Raw genomic sequence first — 16,866 nt, 5'->3', positions numbered from 1 at the left:
CTCATGCGTCGAGCGGGATGGCAGTGGATTCTGGCGGTGTGTGCGCTGTGGGTAGCGGGGTGTACCTGCGGCACGCCGCCGGTGGAGTCCGAGCTGACGGTGGCCTTCGAGCAGCCGTTGGACGGCGAGCGGTTGGCACAGGATGACGACGCGGACCCGGCGGCCGAGGGCTTCCAGTACGACGTGGTGGCGGTGGCGGTGGACTCGTCCGGCCGCGCGGTGACGTTGGCGCAGGCGAAGCTGGAGGTGCAGCTCGCGGGTGAGTCGGCGTGGCGTGAGGGCCCGGTCGCGGTCATCGAAGGGGGCCGGGTGCGCTTCCCCGCGGTGACGTTGCCGGGGCGCACCAACGTGCTTCGGGTGACGGTGGAGGAGGCGGGCTCCAAGCGCACGGCCACGCGTAGCATGAGCGTGACGGTGGGCTCGGAGACGTGGAGCGTGGACATCTCCAGTCCTGCCGAGGGGCAGGTGCTGCGCGAGTCGGACGACGTGGACCCGTCGACGCCGGGCTACCAGGTTCGCTTCAAACTGCGCACCAGTGGGCTGGCGGGCCGGGCGGGCACGCTGTATTGCGGCAATGCCTGTGGGATTCCCACGCAGGACTTCACGGTGGCTCCGGGAGGTATCACGGAGGTGTCGGTGACGCTCACCGAGGCCGCGTGCGAGGCGCAGGTGGCCGAGTGCTACGCGGTGGTGCGCTACGTCACCCAGGACGTGGCGAGCGTCAAGCGCAGCTTCACCCTGGACTCGGTGGCGCCGCGCGTGGAGCTGTCCGAGCCCGTGGCGCCCGTGTCCTCCTCGACCTTCAAGGTGGAGGCGGTGGTGGGTTGCTGCGAGGACGGCACGGTGGCCACCCTGTCGCGAGAGGGGGAGACGCCGCTGTCGGCGAACGTATCCGGTGGTGTCGTCTCCTTCCCGGAGGTGACGGTGCCAGGTGGGGGCCTCTACCCCTACACGCTGCGGGTGACGGACTCCGGTGGCAATCCGGTGGAGTGGCCGCTGGAGGTGATGGTGGCGCCTACGCCCCATGCCCTCGAGCTCTCCGCGCCAGCCACGGTCTCGGTGGATGCGGACGGAGATCCCACCAACGGCATCCAGGTGGATGTCACCGCGACGACGAGCGCGACCGACCCGGCGACGGTCATCGAGTTCTCCACGGCCGTCTCCAGCACGCCCGGAACACCGGTGCGCGTGCCCACCTCGGCGGCGGGCGGGGGCGGTCGTATCGCGACTCTTCGCGTCTCGCTCGCCGAGGGCAGCAACGCCGTGCAGGCCTGCGTGCGCAATCCCGCGCTGCCCGCCTCGTGCAAGAGCGCGACGGTGAACGTGAGCACCGGGCGCGCGGCCTGCCGCATCGTCTCGCCCCTGCCGGGCGTGGCGCTGTCCGGTCTGGTCCTGCCCGTCCGGGTGGAGACGAGCTCGGGCTCCGTCTCGGTCCGCCTGCGGGATGCGAACGGGCGGGAGACGAGCGCCTCGGGCAACGTGTCGGGCGGCAGTGCCGAAATGTCGGTCTCCTTCCGCTCGGATGCGCTGCAGGGAGCCCACCAGCTCGTCGCCTCGTGCGGTGGGCTCGGGACGAGCCAGGCGATCACCTTGGTGCGCGACACCGTGAACCCGTCCCTGCTGGTGTCCGTCTCCAGCGAGGACGGGGAGAGTGGCGTGTTGGGGACCCAGACGCGCGACACCTCCGCGCTGCCGGGCACGCAGGTCATCGTCTCCACCCGTACCGAGCCCTTCGCCGCGGTGGCGCTCACGGGCTGCGATTCGGGCAACAACCACCGCGTGGTGGCCGATGCCTCCGGGCTCGCCGTGCTGCGCGAGGTAACGGTGCCCGCGGCGGGCACGTGCACCCTGTCCGTCAAGGCGACGGATGCGGCCGGCAACAGCACCACGCGGGAGAAGCCGCTGACGCTCGGGCTCACGGGCGCACACCTGTCCATCGTCGCTCCGGCCGCGGGCCGGGCGCTGGGCCTCGCGGACGGGACGGTCCGCTCTGGCGGAGGGCTGGTGGTGGAGGTGCGCGTCTCCGTGTCCGCGGGAAGCTCCGGCCAGCTCAAGCTCTTCCTGGGGCCGGCCGAGGTGGCCACCTTGCCGGTCATCGAGTCGGGCTCCGCTCAGGAACTGGTCTTCCCCGGGGTGGAGCTCAATGAGGGGGCCAACGCGCTGCGGGCCACACTCGTCAGCTCCACCGGCGTGGCGGCCTGCGCCACGGAGCTGCTCACCGTGGACACCGCGACGCGCACCCTGACGCTCATCTCGCCCACCCAGTTGGCGTCCACCCTGAGCCTGATTTCGGATCGCAATCCCGAGATACCCGGCATCCAGGCTCCCCTCCAGTACCAGCTGAACGGCTCCGCGGCCGGTACGCGCGTGGACATCTGCACCAGCGTGTCCCTGGCTCCGGCGTCCACTCCGTGCCGGGATGGCTCCGGCTTCTACACGCTCGCCTCGGACGTGCCCGCCTTCGTGCCCCAGTTCACCTACCCGGATGGGGAATACGCCCTCAAGGCGGTCCTCCATGACACGAGCTTCACGGAGACCCCGGCGGTCTCCCTGGTGGTGGATTCCCTCCGCCCGCGCGTCACCCTCCTGAGTCTCGAGCGGGATGCCAATGGGGACGGAGTGCTCAACCTGGCTGAGCTGCCCACGGGCGCCCCGGTCTTCGTCGTCTCCGTCGCCGACGTGGAGGACGGGCGCGTGGTGCAGGTGCGGGATGCCGGAGGCGTGACGCTCTTCGGGCAGGCGCCCGTGTCCGGTGGCACCGCGCGCGTTTCCCTCACCGGCCTGCCCGCTTCCCTGGAGGCGCTCTACTCGCTGGTGGCGACCGTCACCGACAAGGTGGGCAACGCCAACAAGATCGCCAACCCCACGCCCCTGGACCCGCTCAACTCCGCGTCCTTCACGCAGTTCCGGGTGGATCGCCGTGCTCCGACCGTCGACATCGTTTCGCCCGGCAAGGCCGTGCTCGGCCCCGCGGATGACGCGGACCCCGCGGCGGGCTACCAGCTCCTCCTCTCCGCCGTGACGAGCGCGGATGTTGGTGCCAACGGCGTGGAGGTGAGCGTCACGTCGCTCAACGAGACCCGGACGAGCACGCCCGTGTCGCTGAAGGTCTCGGAGCTGTTCACGGTCCCGGCGTCCGGCACCACGGCCTACACGTTCAACGTCCGGGCCACGGACCAGGCGGGCAACCCGACGTCCGCCTCGCGCACCGTGACGGTGGACTTCGACCCGCCCGGGTTGCAGCCGGTGGCTCCGACTCCCACGGCCGGCGCGAAGCTGAGCTCGTCCATCGTGTCGCTGCGCGCCAACGTCACCGGTGCCCAGGGCCAGACGGTCCGCATCTACAGCGACCCGAAGGACGGGAGCTCGCCGTCGCTGATCGGCTCGCCTGTGGTGAACGCCAGCGGAGTGGCCGCCGTGAACACGAACCTGTTGTTCGGCGTCCAGGACATCCGCTTCGTGGTGAGCGACATGGCGGGCAACACCACCACCGTCACCGTGGCGGATGTCGAGGTCTCCACGCTGGGCTGCGACCTGCGCTTCACGAAGCCCTCGGGGACCGCGGTTACCCTGGGCCAGAAGGATGACCTGCAGCCGGCGACGGCGGGTCTGCAGTACCGCCTCGAGGGGGTGACGGGCGCCTGCAAGGGACGGCAGGTCCGCCTGTTCCGCGGCACGGCGACGACGCCGGAGGCCCTCACCACGGCAGATGGGTCCAATGGTGCCTTCGGCTTCGATGTCACGCTGCCAGATGCGGCGACGACCTCTCTGCGCCTCGAGATGGACGACGGGATGGGCCACACCACCTCCGTCTCCGCCAGCATCACCGTCGACATCACGCCGCCCGTCCTCTCGGAGGTGGTGCCGGCCGCGACGACGCTCTTCTTCGTGGCCGATTCGAACGAGGCCCTGTTCCGTACGCCCAGGCCCGCCAACTACCTCGCCGACCTCTCCCCGGATGGGAACGCCGAGGCGGAGCTCTCCCTGCGGATCACCGGTGCCCGCAGCGGCGCGGTCCGCGTGCTCTACAAGGGGGTGGACCTGGTGCCCGAAGCGGCGGTGGACGCGGACGACAAATCACTCGTGCTGCCCATCACTCTGCCCCACGACACCACGGGCACCCTGGAGCTCATCGCGCGGGATGCGGCGGGCAACGAGGCGCGCCGGACCGCCAGTGTCACCGTGGACGTGCGGCCGCCGGCGGCCCCGGTGGCGGCGGCCAACCTGGTGCCCGGTGCCGAGCGCACCGCCTCGGTGGCGCTCAACTGGAGCGGAGTAGGGGACGATGGGACGAGCGGTACCGTCAGTGGGTACGACGTGCGGTGGACGACGCCCATCGTCCAGTCCGGTGGCATCACCACGGACACCATCTTCTTCTCCAACAAGGTGAAGCAGGCTCCCGGTGCACCGCTGCAGCCCTCCGCGACGTCCGTCACGCTCTCGCCGCTGCCGCCGCTGACCACCTACTCCATCCAGGTTCGCGCGGTCGACGAGGTGGGCAACTACAGCCGCATCGCCCCCCCCGTCTCGCTGGACAACTTCCTGCGCACCCGGGACGTGACGAATCCGGGCGGCGGGAGCAACTTCGGTTTCCTCGTGGGCGCGGGCGACCTGGATGGTCAGCCCGGCGATGACCTGGTGGTCGCCAACTACAGCGACGGCTCCAACCGCGGCGTGGTGTATGTGTACTCGGGGACGGACCTCTTCCCCGCGGGAGGTGGAGCGGTCACCGCCGCCAGTACGCTGCTTCCGCCCGATACCTCCGTGCAGTATTTCGGCATCGACTTCGGCATCGGCAACGCCGGGGACGTGGCGGGGGAGGGTAAGGCGGATCTGGTCGTCGGCGCGTCGGGCTGGAGCAGCAACCTCGGCCGGGCCTTCCTCTACTTCGGCCGCACCGGGGCCAAGGGGGTGGACCCCACACCTATCGAGTTCCGTGGTGCGGCGAGCGCCACTCCCGTCGGGCGCCTGGGCGTCACGGCGCGCATCGTCGGGGACCTCAACAATGATGGCCTCGGAGAGGTGGTGCTCAGCTCCTCCTACGAGAACGGCGGCGCGGGCCGGGTGTATCTCTTCTACGGCCGCTCCCGTGCGCAGTGGGAGGCCCTGCGAGTCGACAACACCTCGGGGGCGGCCTGCACCGTGGGCAGCGTGGCGTGCCACATCCCCACGGCGAAGGCGGATCGGATCTTCGTGGGTGATGCGTCCGCTCCCTCGTCGGGAGGCATCAACGCCTTCGGTCGCGCGCGCGCCGTCTTCTCCCTGGGTGACCTCACGGGCGACGGCTACGGGGAGCTCCTGCTGCCCGCTTCCCGCGATACGTGGAACCAAGTCTACCTGTACTCGGGCAAGGCGGTGATCGATGCAACCGCCCCCATTCCGACCAGCGCGGCCCTCCAGACCCTCACGCAGACGAAGGGGACGGGCACGACGACCCGCTTCGACGGCTTCGGTACGGAAGGGTGCGCCGGGGTGAACCTGCTCGGGGGCCCGGGGCCCGACCTGGTGCTCAGCTACCCGGTGTTGGACCGCCTGCTGCTCTATGCGGACGGGAGCACCTCGGGCTACCCCCCGGCCGCCACGCTCACCATCCAGGCGGGCGGCAGCAACTTCGGCAATGGGGTGGCCTGCGCCGACATCAACGGGGACAGCCGGTTGGACCTCGTGGTCGGGACAAATTCGTCCACCACGGGCAACATGGTGTGGTTCTTCTACAACCAGGGCGTGGCGGGGGCGGAGTTCGACAATGCGATCGGCGGTTTCAACCAGGCCCGGGTCTCTGGCGCCAGGTCGCTGGGGGTGAGTGTGGCCACGGGGGACTTCAATGGTGATGGGCGACCTGACATCGTGTCGGGAGACAATGTCGATCCGGCGGGTTCCCGGGTGCGGATCTGGTATTGAGGTGAGGCGATGACGACCCGGGAGACCCGGAAACAGAGGCGCCCCTATCGGCCTCCGATGGTGCGCTCGGAGAAGATCCTCGTGGCGAATCTCTTCGCCTCGAAGGATCCGGGACAGGGGTGCGAGCCCAACTGCGACTTCGCGCCCCCTGACGGCGAGCTCTGATGGCGTGGGAGGTGCTGGCGGGGCAGGGCGTCATCGAGGTGGAGGACGCGCTCGTTCCCCTGCTCGAGCAGCGGTGCGTGGGCTCCCACCTCCGACCCTCCGGACAGTCGGGCGGCTCCCGACTGCGCCTGTGTGCCCGTCCCATGTCTCCCGAGGCCAGCGGCCGGGGTTTCCTCCTGGATGCCCAGCGGCCGGGGTGGGGCTCCGTCGAGGTGGAGGCGGAGCGGGTGGTGGCCCACATCCCCGAGGACCCGTTCGCGGCGGAGGCGGCGCTCCGGGCCGCGCTGCTGGTGGCGGTGCTGCGGCAGGGCGGGCTGCTGCTCCACGCGGCGGCGGTGGCGTTCTCCGGGAGGGCCCTGGTCATCGTGGGCCCGAGCGGCGCGGGCAAGTCCACGCTGGCGCGCTCGGCGGTGGCGGCGGGAGGCGCGCTGCTCTCGGACGAGACGGTGGGGCTGCTGCCCTCGGGCCGGGTGCATGGCAGTCCCTTCCGCTCGGACGCGGACCTGGTGCCCACGTGCGCGGCGGCGCGGCTGGCGCACCTCGTCTGGGTGGTGAAGGGCCCGGCCGAGTTGGTGAGCCCCGTGGAGGCCCCGGAATCGGTGCGCCTGTTGCTGCAACAGGCCTACCGGCCACCTCCGGGAATGGTGTCGCGTCCGGAACTGGCGGCGCGCGCGGTGGCGCTGCTCGGACGCGTGGGCCTGTCGCGCTTCACCTGCCGCAAGTCACCGGACGCGGGTGTCTTCGCGCGCGAGCTCGTCATGGGGATGGCGTGACATCCGTGGTCGTGGGGCAGGTGCTGCGCGCGTTGCCGCTAGGGAGGACGCTCTGGGTGCGAGGGCTGGGCCGCAGCATGTGGCCGCTGCTCCGCAGTGGGGATTCCGTCCAGGTGCTCCGGTGCACGGCGGAGGCGGTGGCCCCGGGAGACCTTGCCGTGCTGCTCCGCGCAGATGGTGGGTTGACCGCGCATCTCGTGACGGGGACATCGCCGGTGCGCACTGCTTCGTTCCTGGGGCTCGAGGACCCTGCCGCCGAGCTGCTGGGCCGGGTCGTCCGCGTGCGGACGCGGGGTCTGGAAGTGCCGCTCCCCGTGCTCGCCCGTCCGTTGCTCCGTGCCGCGCAGCGTCTGGGCACCACGGCCTTCCGGAGTCCCGTGCTGCGAGGGGCTCGGCGGCTGGCGCGTGAGTGGGGAACGTCCTCGTGGACACGGCCCGGGCGGGCCCGATGGCTCGGCGCGCTGACGGTACGTCCGCTGCGTCCCGGTGAGGAGGAGTCCCTGCTCGTCTTCGCGGGACATCACCAGCCCCAGGCCGCGGCGGAGCTGGGGCCAGGGCTCGCTCGGGGCGCGGGTCTGGTCGTGGGGGCCTTCGATGCGAGGGGCCGCCTTCGGGGCTTTACCTCCGCGGAGGCGGGGAGCGAGCGGGTGCGGTGGTTGGTGGTGGCGCCAGTGGCTCGGCGGCTCGGCGTGGGCGGGGCGCTCTTGGGCGGGCTGGCTCGAGAGGCGAGGACCCGGGGCTGGGCGGTGCTGCGAGCGCCTCCCTCCCTGGTGGACAGCCGGCTGTCGCGGCTCCTGCGCGCGCAGGGCTTTCGCGAGGTGGCATCCGGAGAGGCTGGACGCTACTGGGAACTCCCCCTGAAGGACGAACCCCCCCCATTGCATCGGTCCGAGGGGTAGGCCAAAAGCAGGGGGACTTTTTTCCGCGAGCAGCCTCCCGTGAGCAGCACTTCGATTTCCCCTCAGACGGAGCTTCCCTCCCGCCCGGAGGGCCATGCGCGCCTCCAGGCAGATGGGGCCCTGGCCCTCATCACCGCCTTCTGGGGCATCACCTTCGTGGTGGTGAAGGGCGCGCTCAGCCATGGAGACCCGTTCTCCTTCCTCGCGCTGCGCTTCAGCATTGGCGCGCTGGTGCTCACGGCCATCGCTCGGCGCGAGCTGCTCGTCCCCCAGACGCTGCGCCGGGGGCTGTTGCTGGGGAGCTTCCTCTTCCTCGGCTTTGCCCTGCAGACGGTGGGGCTGGTGTCCACCACGCCCTCGCGCTCGGCCTTCATCACCGGGCTGTACGTGGTGCTCGTTCCGGTGCTGGGGCTGGCCCTCTTCCGGCGGGCGCCGCGCGTCTCCTCCTGGGTGGGCGTGGTGCTGGCGGCGGTGGGCATGCGCTACCTCACCGGCGCGGACCTGATGGGGCAGGGGCTCTCCACGGGCGACTGGCTGACGCTGGCGTGTGCGCTGGCCTACGCCTTCCACATCCTCCTCACCGAGCGATACGCGCAAAAGTCGGGCGTGGTGGCGCTCGTGGCGGTGCAGCTCTGGGTGGTGGCCCTGCTGTCCCTGCTCTGCCTGCCCTTTGCTGGGGCGCGGGTGGAGTGGACGCCGTCCTTCATTGGTGCGGCGGCCTTCTGCGGCCTCTTCGCCAGCGCGATGGCCATCTGCATTCAGACGTGGGCGCAGACGCGTACCACCGCGGTGCGCGTGGCGCTCATCTGCTCCATGGAGCCCGTCTTCGCGGGGGCGTACTCGGTGGCGCTCGGCTATGAGACGCTCGGCATGCGCGAGTGGGTGGGCGGTGGCCTCATCGTCCTGGGCGTGCTGGTGGCCGAGCTCGGGGGCCATCTCTGGGAGCGGATGCGTGCACGCCCGTCCCATCCCCTGCCGGACGTCCAGGCGGGCGGGTAGGGCGAGAACGCGTGCATGGCCGTTGGGACACGCTATACCCAGCGGCTCCCATGAGCGTCGAGCTGCGAAGAAACGGACTGCACCTGACGGGGACGCCCCTGTCGCTGGACGCCAAACGCAAGTCCCCGCTGTCCTTCGTCAGCCACGCGCACTCGGACCACATCGCCCGGCACGAGCGCACCATCGCCACCGCCGCCACGCTGCGGCTCATGGCGCACCGGTTGGGCACCATCAACGCGCCCCTGTCCGTGCCCTATGGCCGTCCCTTCGCGCTGGGCTCGCTCACCCTGGAGCTGCTGCCCGCGGGCCATGTCCTCGGCAGTGCCCAGCTTCGTGTCACCCGCGAGGACGGCAAGCGCATCGTCTACACGGGGGACCTCAGCCTCGCGCCCTCGCTCACCGCCGAGCCCGCCCAGGTGGCTGAGTGCGACGTGCTCGTGATGGAGTCCACTTTCGGACATCCGCGCTACGTCTTCCCGCCCCGCGAGGAGGTGCTGGGACAGGTGGAGTCCTGGGTGCGGCGCCACCTGGAGCGCGGCGCGGTGCCGGTGCTGCTGGCCTATGCGCTGGGCAAGGCGCAGGAGGCGATGAAGTACCTGGCGGGCCGCGGCTTCTCCCTGGTGGCCCATGCCTCCATCTATGAGGTGACGAAGCTCTACGGTGAGCTCGGCGTCCCCATCGAGCCGCTGCGGCGCTACGAGGGCCGCGTCGAGCCGGGGGAGGTGCTCTTCTTCCCGCCGCACCTGACGCGGGGCGGCGCGCTCGCGCCCCTCTGGCCCCGTGCCACTGCCGTGCTTACCGGCTGGGCGCTGGATGGGGCGGGGGCCGCTCGGCGCTACGGTGCGGACGTGGCCTTTCCGCTCTCGGACCATGCCGATTGCCCCTCGCTGGTGCGTTACGCCAAGGCCACCGGTGCTCGGGACGTCATCACCCTGCACGGTTTCGCCGAGGAGCTGGCCGAGGTGCTGCGCGGGCAGGGCCTGGACGCGCGTGCGCTCGGTCAACCGAAGCAGCTCGCGCTCCTCTGAGCGGGGACCCTAGAAAAGACCGAACGGGGATACGGTGCCGTGCCGTATCCCCGTCCGGGACTTCTGAGGGGGGTACTACTGAGGGGGTACTGCTAGGAGGAATCCGTTATACTACAATTGCAACTGGGTTTCCTCCATCTTCTGAAAATCTGTTAGCGCACCGTGATGGAGGCAGAGGTGAGCGTGAAGGCCTGCGTCTGGTCCGTGCCCGAGCCGATGGTGACGGGGGCCGGCACGCCCGGGTTGGTGGTGAAGCTCACGCCCTCGGGGCCCACGAAGCTCACCTCGTAGTTGCCGGGGACGAGGAACTTGAAGCTGGCCTCGAACACGCCGTCGCCGTTGGCGTCCGTCAGGGCGAGCTCCTCGGCGGCGGGCTCGGCGGCGCCATCGGCCACGGGCTCGGTGCTCTTGAGCGTGGCGCGGAAGGAGCCCAGCGTCAGCGCGGTGCCGTCCACGGTGGGCAGCGTCACGCCCTCGCCCTTGGCCAGCGTCACGTTCACGCTGCCGCTGAAGATGATCTCCGCGCCCTTGATGACCGGCTTCATCACCCACTTGTCACCCTGGCCGCGGTCCTTGCCGAAGCTCTGGGACACGTCGAAGTCCACCAGGATGACCTTCTGCTCGCCGGCAACCTCCACGTCGCCGTCGAACTTCACCTTCACGCCGGAGGAGCTGAAGCTCGGCGTCTGCAGGATGCCGGAGACGGTGGCGCCCTCGGGCAGGCCCGCGTAGTCGTTGGAGGTGGCGTAGAAGCGGCTGCTGCCGTCCTCCTGCTCGACCTCGATGTACGCGCCGGAGATGACGAAGCGCAGCTCGGAGTACTTGCCCTCGGGGACGACGGCGTCCTTGACGATGTCCTTCGTGTCGTTGGCCAGCGTCAGCAGGTTGGTGGTGGTGGCCTCGTCGCTGAGGACCACGCGGCCGCCCTCACCCTGGAGATAGACCTCGGAGATGGTGACGACGGCGGCCTTGAAGTCGCCCGGGGCGTCGGTGAGCTTGATGGTGACGCTGCCCTGGTTGCCGCAGCCGGAGGTGACCAGGCCGTAGGCGAGCGCGAACAGGGCGAGCGTGAGAAGCTGGATGCGTTTCATGGAGGAGTGCTCCGGGTTGAAGGACGTGTCCTCCCCAAAGCACCCCTCGTGCCGCGCGCCAGGGCCCCGAAATTCAGCCACTTACGTGGCCAGGGGCCCGGCGGGTGTACCGGATGGGACAGGGGAAGTGTCCCGGATCGTTCACTCCCCCTGGCTGCGGGCGCCCGTCACTCCTCGGCGGGCGATTGGACGATGAGCTTCTCCTTGCCGCACACATCACAGCGCAGGTGGACGAAGAGATCGTCGTCGCTCTCTTCGGGCACCTCGCCCTCGGGCACACCCAGCTCGGCCTTGGCCAGGGCGGGCACCTTCCGGGGGATGTCGTCGGCGCGCAGCGACTGCACGTACGTCATCTCCCGATCATGGCACTCGCGCGTCTCGGGGCCGGAGAGCCAGGCCGGCTCCATGCCTTCGGGCAGTCGGCCGATGAGCTCCAGGTGGCCGAGGGCTTCGGCCAGGTAGGCCAGGCGCCGCAGCCGGGCCTCTTCGGGCAGGGCGGAGAACACCTGGAAGCCCTCGAGCAGGGCCTGCCGGTCCTCGCTGGTGGCCAGGTTCGCCAGCTCGATGGCGGGCTCGGCCGACTCCAGGGCCTCCTCCCAGTTGTTGTCCGGGTTGAAGCCGGCCTCCAGCAGCGCGGTGTAGAGCTGGGTGGCGGCCAGTCGGCGGCGCACCTCATGAGTGTGCTCCACCACTTCCTGGGGCAGCCGCAGCTCCAGGAGCGCGCCAGTGGTGCGCGGGTCCACCGAGCCGGTGAGGTCATCCACCGCGAGCTCCTCGCGCAGGGCGTCCTTGAGCACCTTGGCCGCGGAGAAGCGGAAGGAGGGCACCACGCCCACTTCGCGCAGGTACATGGCGGCGAGGTTGGAGTCCTTGGAGCCCATGCGCAGCGAGCGCTGAGAGCGCTCCACGGCCCCGGGGTCCGCCGCGGGCTTCTTGTTCTCCAGGCGCGTCTTCACCGCCTCGCGGTAGAGCGTCTCCAGGGAGCTGCCCGGGGGCAGGCGCGTGGGCAGCAGCGGACGCAGGCCGGGCACGTCCAGCACCCAGAGGGGCGGGGTACCCAGGCGCTTGAGGGCACGGAAGAAGAGCTGGCCCGGGTTGTCCTGGGGCTTGAAGGGCGGCAGCTCGCTCTCCGGGGCCTGCGGCAGCTCGGTGGAGGGGGACAGCAGGGAGGCGGGGCCCATCACCTTCTCACGCTGCTCGCGGGTGAAGGCGGTGATGCCCTGCACCGGGGGCGGCGGGGGCGGCGGGGCCTCCTCTCCGTCCAGGCCGGTGACGCGGTCCATGTCCACGTCGTCGAAGTCGGCCTCGTCCAGGCCCTTGGCGCCGGTGAAGTCACAGCGGAGGAGCTTGAGCTTCTCGAAGGTGACGCCCTCTAGGTTGGCACCTCGGAAGTCACAGTCCTGAAGGCGGCCGCCGTGGAAGTAGGCGTTGGAAAGGTCCGTATCACGGAAGTTTACCTTGGACAGGTCGCAGCGCTCCCACTCGCTGCCCACCAGTCCCAGTCCGGATAGGTCCGCATTGGCGGAGAAGAGCTGCGTGAAGGTAGCGCCCGTGTGCTCGGTGGGGACCTTGCCAGTCTTGCGCAGGCGGTTCCACTCGGCGCTTCCGTTCTGCAGGAGCTGTTCAATCGTGGGGGCTTTCGGCATGGACCCGAATTTATCGGTGTGGTGTGGTCCGTGCGCCAGTCAAATGATCGAGTTCCGAATCGAGGAAGACAGCGCGGGCATGCGGTTGGACAAGTTCCTCCGCAAGAAGCTCGCGAACGTGCCCACCTCACACCTCTTCAAGATGATTCGCGTGAAGAAGGTGCGGGTGAACGGCAAGCGGGCCCAGCCAGAGCAGCCTCTGGCCGCCGGCGACACCATTTCCATCCGGGGGACCGAGGAGCAGCTCCTGGCCCCCGCCACCCCCGAGGAGCGCAAACCCCCACCCCCTCCCCCCGTAGACCCCAGCGAGCTGGTCATCCTCTTCGAGGACGACTGGATGATGGCGGTGGACAAGCCGAGTGGGATGGCCGTCCACACCGGGAGCGGCATCACCGGGGGGACGCTGGTGGACTACGTGCGCGCCTACCTGGGGCCCAAGGCAGTGCGCAACGACTTCGCCGCCAGCCCTGCTCACCGGCTGGACAGGGAGACGAGCGGCGTCATCCTGGTGGCCAAGCGCCGGCCGGCGATGGTCCACTTCACGGAACTCTTCACCAACGGACATCCCCGCAAGAGGTATCTGACACTGGTCAAAGGCCGGATGCCGAAGGACTCCGGGGTCATTAACCTCCCGCTCGCTGAACACCAGCAGACGGCCGAGTCCAAGGCCCGTCGCGGGGTGAACATGCAGGAGGCCGTGACTCGATGGAAGGTCATCAAGCAATCGGGCGAGGCAGCCCTCCTCTCCTGCGTCATCGAGACCGGACGCACTCATCAGATAAGAAGGCATCTGGCCGCCATTGGCCACCCGGTGGCCGGGGACAAGAAATACGGTGACTTCGGTTTCAACAGGGATGTGCGGGCCCGTTGGGGGCTCAAACGCCTGTTCCTGCATGCCGAGTTCATTGAATTTCCCCACCCGGCTCACGGGGGCAAGGTGGCGATGGAGGCGAAGATGCCCCCGGAGTTGAAGGACGTGCTCAAGCGCGCCGCGCTGGAACCCTCATGAGTATGAATCCCGAGAAGACCGATCGCTCCGAGTCGAAGCTGGTGCTCGACGGTGTTCCGCCCAAGCGCCCCATCTGGGTGCGCCTGCTGAAGTTCGCCGCCTGGGCCACCCTGACGGGAGCCACCGCGGCGGTGATTGCGGTGATGGGCGTGTACTACCACTTCTCCCAGGGGCTGCCGGACATCCCCAGGGTGGACCAGTACTGGCCGCCCATCGTCACCGAGGTCTACACCGACGACGCGGTGCTGGCCGGCGAGTTCTACCACCACCGGCGCAAGGTGGTGCCCTACGAGCGCATCCCCAAGCGGCTGGTGCAGGCCTTCATCGCCAGCGAGGACTCCAGCTTCTTCGACCACCACGGCGTGGACGTGCTGGGCACGGCGCGCGCTGGCTTCAAGACGATTCGCAAGAAGCTGGGCCTGGGCGGCAGCCTGCAGGGTGGCTCCACCCTGACGCAGCAGACGGCGAAGGCGGTGCTCATCTCCGCCGAGGGCTACGAGAGCGCCACCGCGAAGAACCTCACCCGTAAGATTCGCGAGGCCATCCTCGCCCGGCGCCTGGAGGAGGCGCTGACGAAGGAGGAGATCCTCTACCTCTACCTCAACAACGTCTTCCTCGGGCACCACAGCTACGGCGTGCAGAGCGCGGCGGAGAACTACTACCGCAAGGACGTGCGCGATCTGACGCTGGGGGAGATGACGCTGATCGCCGGCCTGCCGCAGGCGCCCAGCCGCTACTCGCCCTTCCTCAAGCCGGAGGCGGCGAAGAAGCGCCGCTCGTACGTGCTGCGCCGCATGTTCGAGGAGGGGATGATCTCCGCGCAGGAGCGCGAGCAGGCCGACGCCGAGCCGGTGCAGGTGTACCCGGTGGAGGACGTCTTCCACGAGTTCGCCCCGTTCTTCACCGAGCAGGTGCGCCGGGACGTGGTGGAGCGCTATACCAACAAGGTGCTGCTCAACGACGGCCTCAAGGTCTTCGCCACCATGGACAGCGAGCGCCAGCGTGCCGCGCAGGAGTCGGTGCTCGAGGGGCTGATGGCCATCGACAAGCGCCAGGGCTTCCGCGGGCCGGTACTGCAGCTGGCCACGGAGCAGGAGCGCAAGGCCTTCCTGGACAAGGCGAAGAAGGCGCTGGGCGACGAGAAGCTCCAGGAGAACAAGCTGTACGTGGGCCTGGTGACGAAGGTGGAGCCCGAGGGAGTGGAGGTGCAGGTGGGTCCGCACAAGGGCCTGCTGCCGCTGTTGGGCATGCGCTGGGCGCGCAAGGTGAACCCCGAGGGGTACTACCCGGGGCTGATGCTTACCTCCCCCAAGAAGGTGCTCAACCCGGGCGACGTCATCGTGGTGCGCCACGTGGTGAAGAAGGAGCTCACGGACGACAACGTCCAGTTCGACCGGAAGATGGACAAGGAAGTGCCGGAGGACGTGCCGCTCTTCCGGCTGGAGCAGGAGCCGGAGCTGCAGAGCGCGCTGGTGTCCATCGACCCGCACCGCCAGTACCTCACGGCGATGGTGGGCGGTTACGACTTCGACGCCAACGAGTTCAACCGGGCCTTCCAGGCGTGCCGCCAGCCGGGCAGCTCCTTCAAGCCGCTGGTGTACTCGGCGGCGCTGGAGCAGCTGGGGTGGACGGGCGCCACCATCATCGTGGACTCGCCCATCGTCGAGCACGATCCGGAGAACGGTGTCGCCTGGAAGCCGGACAACTACAGCGACGAGTTCCTCGGGGACGTGCTGCTGCGCACGGCGCTGGTGAACTCGATGAACATCCCCGCGGTGAAGACGTTCGCGGCGGTGGGCGTGAAGAACATGGCCGAGTGGAGCACGCGGCTGGGCCTCACCACGCCGATGAACCAGGACTTCTCGGCGGCGCTGGGCTCCTCGTGCGTGTACCCGTACGACCTGGCCAACGTGTACGCCGTCTTCAACCGCTACGGCCGTAAGAAGCCCACGTACTTCGTCCGCAAGATTGAGGACCGCTTCGGGCGCACGCTGGAGGACCACACGGCGTACGACGACGCGTGGGCGCCGCTGCAGGACCGGGTGGCGGCGGGCTATGCGCGGCTGTTCGAGCCGGGCGAGCAGGTGATGAGCCCCGAGACGGGCTTCATCACGACCACGCTCCTGCGCGGCGTGGTGGCGGAGGGCACGGGCGGCCCGGCGCAGAAGCTGGGCAAGCCGGCGGCGGGCAAGACGGGTACCACCAACGACTCCTTCGACACCTGGTTCGCTGGCTTCACTCGCGACCTGGTGACGGTGACGTGGGTGGGCTACGACAAGAACGAGCACCCGTTGGGCCGCTACGAGACGGGTGGCCGCGCGTCGCTGCCCATCTGGCTCAACTACATGAAGCCCGCGCTGGCGGCGCGTCCCCAGTCCGAGTTCTGGCCGCCCGAGTGGCTGCGCGACAACATGCGGCTGCTGCGCATCGACAAGAAGACGGGGAAGATCGCCTCGTCCGGGACGAAGGACGCCACCAACATCTGGTTCAAGAAGGGCACGCAGCCCGAAGACGTGGCCCCGGAGAAGGGCGCGGTCGGGGTGCAGGACTTCATCATGGGCGCGCCGTAGTCAGCGCGCCTTGCGCATGGCGGCGTCGAAGAGGGCGTTCGGCAGCCGCTTCACCAGGCCCATGACGCCGGCCATCTGCCAGGGGAAGCCGTACTGGGCCTCCCCGCGCAGGATGGCCTTGCCCATCAGCTCCACGGCCTCCTCCGTCTCCAGGAGGAAGGGCATGTTGAACTTGTTCTGCGCCGTCATCTCGCTCTTCACGAAGCCGGGGTAGATGCAGGTGACCTGGACGCCGGTGCCCCGGAGGTCCACTCGCAGGCTCTCCATGAAGATGTGGAGGAAGGCCTTGGAGGCGGAGTAGGCGGCGTTGCGCGGCAGGCCGCGGAAGGCAGCGAGACTGGCCACGCCCACCACGTGGCCCCGCTTGCGCTCCACCATCTGCGGGAGCACGGCGGACAGGGTGGCCGCGGCGCCGGTGACGTTGACGTCGATGGTCTTCTTCACCGTGTCCCAATTGATGCGCTTGCCGGACGTCTCCTGGCCGAAGCCGGCGTTGGCGATGATGAGATCCAACCCGCCACAGGCGGCGTCCAGCTCACGAATGCGGGCGAGGGTGTTGTCCGCGTCGGCGACGTCGAGCTCCACCGGCTCGATGTGAGCGCTGGCCGCGCGGGCCTCGTTGGCGAGCGCCTCCAGGTTCTCGCGGCGCCGGGCCGCGGCGTACACCTTGACGCCGCGCCGGGCGAACCAGAGCGCCAGCCCGCGTCCCAGACCGCTCGAGGCGCCCGTTACCAGCGCCGTGCGATAGCTCATCTCCGCCATGTGTGCTTCCTCCGGATGTGCTG

11 protein-coding genes are annotated in these 16,866 nt (G+C 69.5%); 8 read left to right on the top strand and 3 right to left on the bottom strand.

Features of this window, described 5'->3' with window-relative positions; all coding sequences use genetic code 11:
* The first annotated feature begins 3 nt into the window (after window positions 1–3).
* From OV287_RS43690 to OV287_RS43665, 6 genes are read left to right on the top strand one after another with little or no spacing between them, the layout of a single operon-like run.
* A complete protein-coding gene (locus OV287_RS43690; RefSeq protein WP_267539979.1) occupies window positions 4–5,901 on the top strand; it encodes an Ig-like domain repeat protein in 5,898 nt (1,965 codons plus the stop codon).
* Between the two features lie 9 nt (window positions 5,902–5,910).
* Window positions 5,911–6,066, top strand: a complete 156-nt coding sequence (locus OV287_RS43685; RefSeq protein ID WP_267539978.1) for a hypothetical protein — start codon at window positions 5,911–5,913, stop codon at window positions 6,064–6,066.
* Window positions 6,066–6,839 carry a potassium transporter TrkH gene (locus OV287_RS43680; protein ID WP_267539977.1) on the top strand — a complete coding sequence of 258 codons (774 nt, stop codon included), beginning with the start codon at window positions 6,066–6,068 and terminating at the stop codon, window positions 6,837–6,839. Before OV287_RS43685 ends, OV287_RS43680 begins: the two co-directional genes overlap by 1 nt.
* Window positions 6,836–7,738 carry an N-acetyltransferase gene (locus OV287_RS43675; protein ID WP_267539976.1) on the top strand — a complete coding sequence of 301 codons (903 nt, stop codon included), beginning with the start codon at window positions 6,836–6,838 and terminating at the stop codon, window positions 7,736–7,738. The genes OV287_RS43680 and OV287_RS43675 overlap by 4 nt, the downstream gene beginning before the upstream one ends.
* Window positions 7,739–7,777: 39 nt before the next feature.
* Window positions 7,778–8,737: a DMT family transporter gene (locus OV287_RS43670; RefSeq protein ID WP_267539975.1), complete on the top strand. Its 960-nt coding sequence runs from the start codon at window positions 7,778–7,780 to the stop codon at window positions 8,735–8,737.
* A gap of 50 nt (window positions 8,738–8,787) precedes the next feature.
* Window positions 8,788–9,765: an MBL fold metallo-hydrolase gene (locus tag OV287_RS43665; protein ID WP_267539974.1), complete on the top strand. Its 978-nt coding sequence runs from the start codon at window positions 8,788–8,790 to the stop codon at window positions 9,763–9,765.
* Window positions 9,766–9,917: 152 nt separating this feature from the next.
* Here the strand turns inward: OV287_RS43665 and OV287_RS43660 are convergent, their stop codons facing one another.
* Together OV287_RS43660 and OV287_RS43655 are read right to left on the bottom strand one after the other, a co-directional pair.
* Window positions 9,918–10,856 (bottom strand): DUF4382 domain-containing protein, encoded by a 939-nt coding sequence (locus OV287_RS43660; RefSeq protein ID WP_267539973.1) that lies wholly within the window; start codon window positions 10,854–10,856, stop codon window positions 9,918–9,920.
* A gap of 167 nt (window positions 10,857–11,023) precedes the next feature.
* Window positions 11,024–12,502: a pentapeptide repeat-containing protein gene (locus tag OV287_RS43655; protein WP_267539972.1), complete on the bottom strand. Its 1,479-nt coding sequence runs from the start codon at window positions 12,500–12,502 to the stop codon at window positions 11,024–11,026.
* Between the two features lie 43 nt (window positions 12,503–12,545).
* Here OV287_RS43655 and OV287_RS43650 point away from each other — a divergent pair, with 43 nt between their 5' ends.
* Together OV287_RS43650 and OV287_RS43645 are read left to right on the top strand one after the other, a co-directional pair.
* Window positions 12,546–13,511 (top strand): RluA family pseudouridine synthase, encoded by a 966-nt coding sequence (locus tag OV287_RS43650; RefSeq protein WP_267539971.1) that lies wholly within the window; start codon window positions 12,546–12,548, stop codon window positions 13,509–13,511.
* The gene (locus OV287_RS43645) at window positions 13,508–16,081 is read left to right on the top strand and encodes a penicillin-binding protein 1A (RefSeq protein ID WP_373371872.1); all 2,574 of its coding nucleotides are present in this window, start codon (window positions 13,508–13,510) and stop codon (window positions 16,079–16,081) included. The genes OV287_RS43650 and OV287_RS43645 overlap by 4 nt, the downstream gene beginning before the upstream one ends.
* On the opposite strand, the gene OV287_RS43640 is transcribed toward OV287_RS43645, so the two are convergent.
* The gene (locus OV287_RS43640; RefSeq protein ID WP_267539970.1) at window positions 16,082–16,843 is read right to left on the bottom strand and encodes an SDR family NAD(P)-dependent oxidoreductase; all 762 of its coding nucleotides are present in this window, start codon (window positions 16,841–16,843) and stop codon (window positions 16,082–16,084) included. It lies immediately after the preceding gene.
* Between the last annotated feature and the right edge of the window lie 23 nt (window positions 16,844–16,866).

The organism is Archangium lansingense (assembly GCF_026626635.1).
Classification (GTDB): Bacteria; Myxococcota; Myxococcia; order Myxococcales; family Myxococcaceae; genus Archangium; species Archangium lansingense.
This window is presented reverse-complemented; position numbering and strand designations above follow the sequence as displayed.

Excerpts from the sequence above, each read along its gene's own strand:
- OV287_RS43645 (WP_373371872.1), top strand. The coding sequence starts at position 13,508 with ATGAGTATGAATCCCGAGAAGACCGATCGCTCCGAGTCGAAGCTGGTG.
- OV287_RS43680 (WP_267539977.1), top strand. The coding sequence starts at position 6,066 with ATGGCGTGGGAGGTGCTGGCGGGGCAGGGCGTCATCGAGGTGGAGGAC.
- OV287_RS43660 (WP_267539973.1), bottom strand. The coding sequence starts at position 10,856 with ATGAAACGCATCCAGCTTCTCACGCTCGCCCTGTTCGCGCTCGCCTAC.
- OV287_RS43640 (WP_267539970.1), bottom strand. The coding sequence starts at position 16,843 with ATGGCGGAGATGAGCTATCGCACGGCGCTGGTAACGGGCGCCTCGAGC.
- OV287_RS43655 (WP_267539972.1), bottom strand. The coding sequence starts at position 12,502 with ATGCCGAAAGCCCCCACGATTGAACAGCTCCTGCAGAACGGAAGCGCC.
- OV287_RS43665 (WP_267539974.1), top strand. The coding sequence starts at position 8,788 with ATGAGCGTCGAGCTGCGAAGAAACGGACTGCACCTGACGGGGACGCCC.
- OV287_RS43685 (WP_267539978.1), top strand. The coding sequence starts at position 5,911 with ATGACGACCCGGGAGACCCGGAAACAGAGGCGCCCCTATCGGCCTCCG.
- OV287_RS43650 (WP_267539971.1), top strand. The coding sequence starts at position 12,546 with ATGATCGAGTTCCGAATCGAGGAAGACAGCGCGGGCATGCGGTTGGAC.
- OV287_RS43690 (WP_267539979.1), top strand. The coding sequence starts at position 4 with ATGCGTCGAGCGGGATGGCAGTGGATTCTGGCGGTGTGTGCGCTGTGG.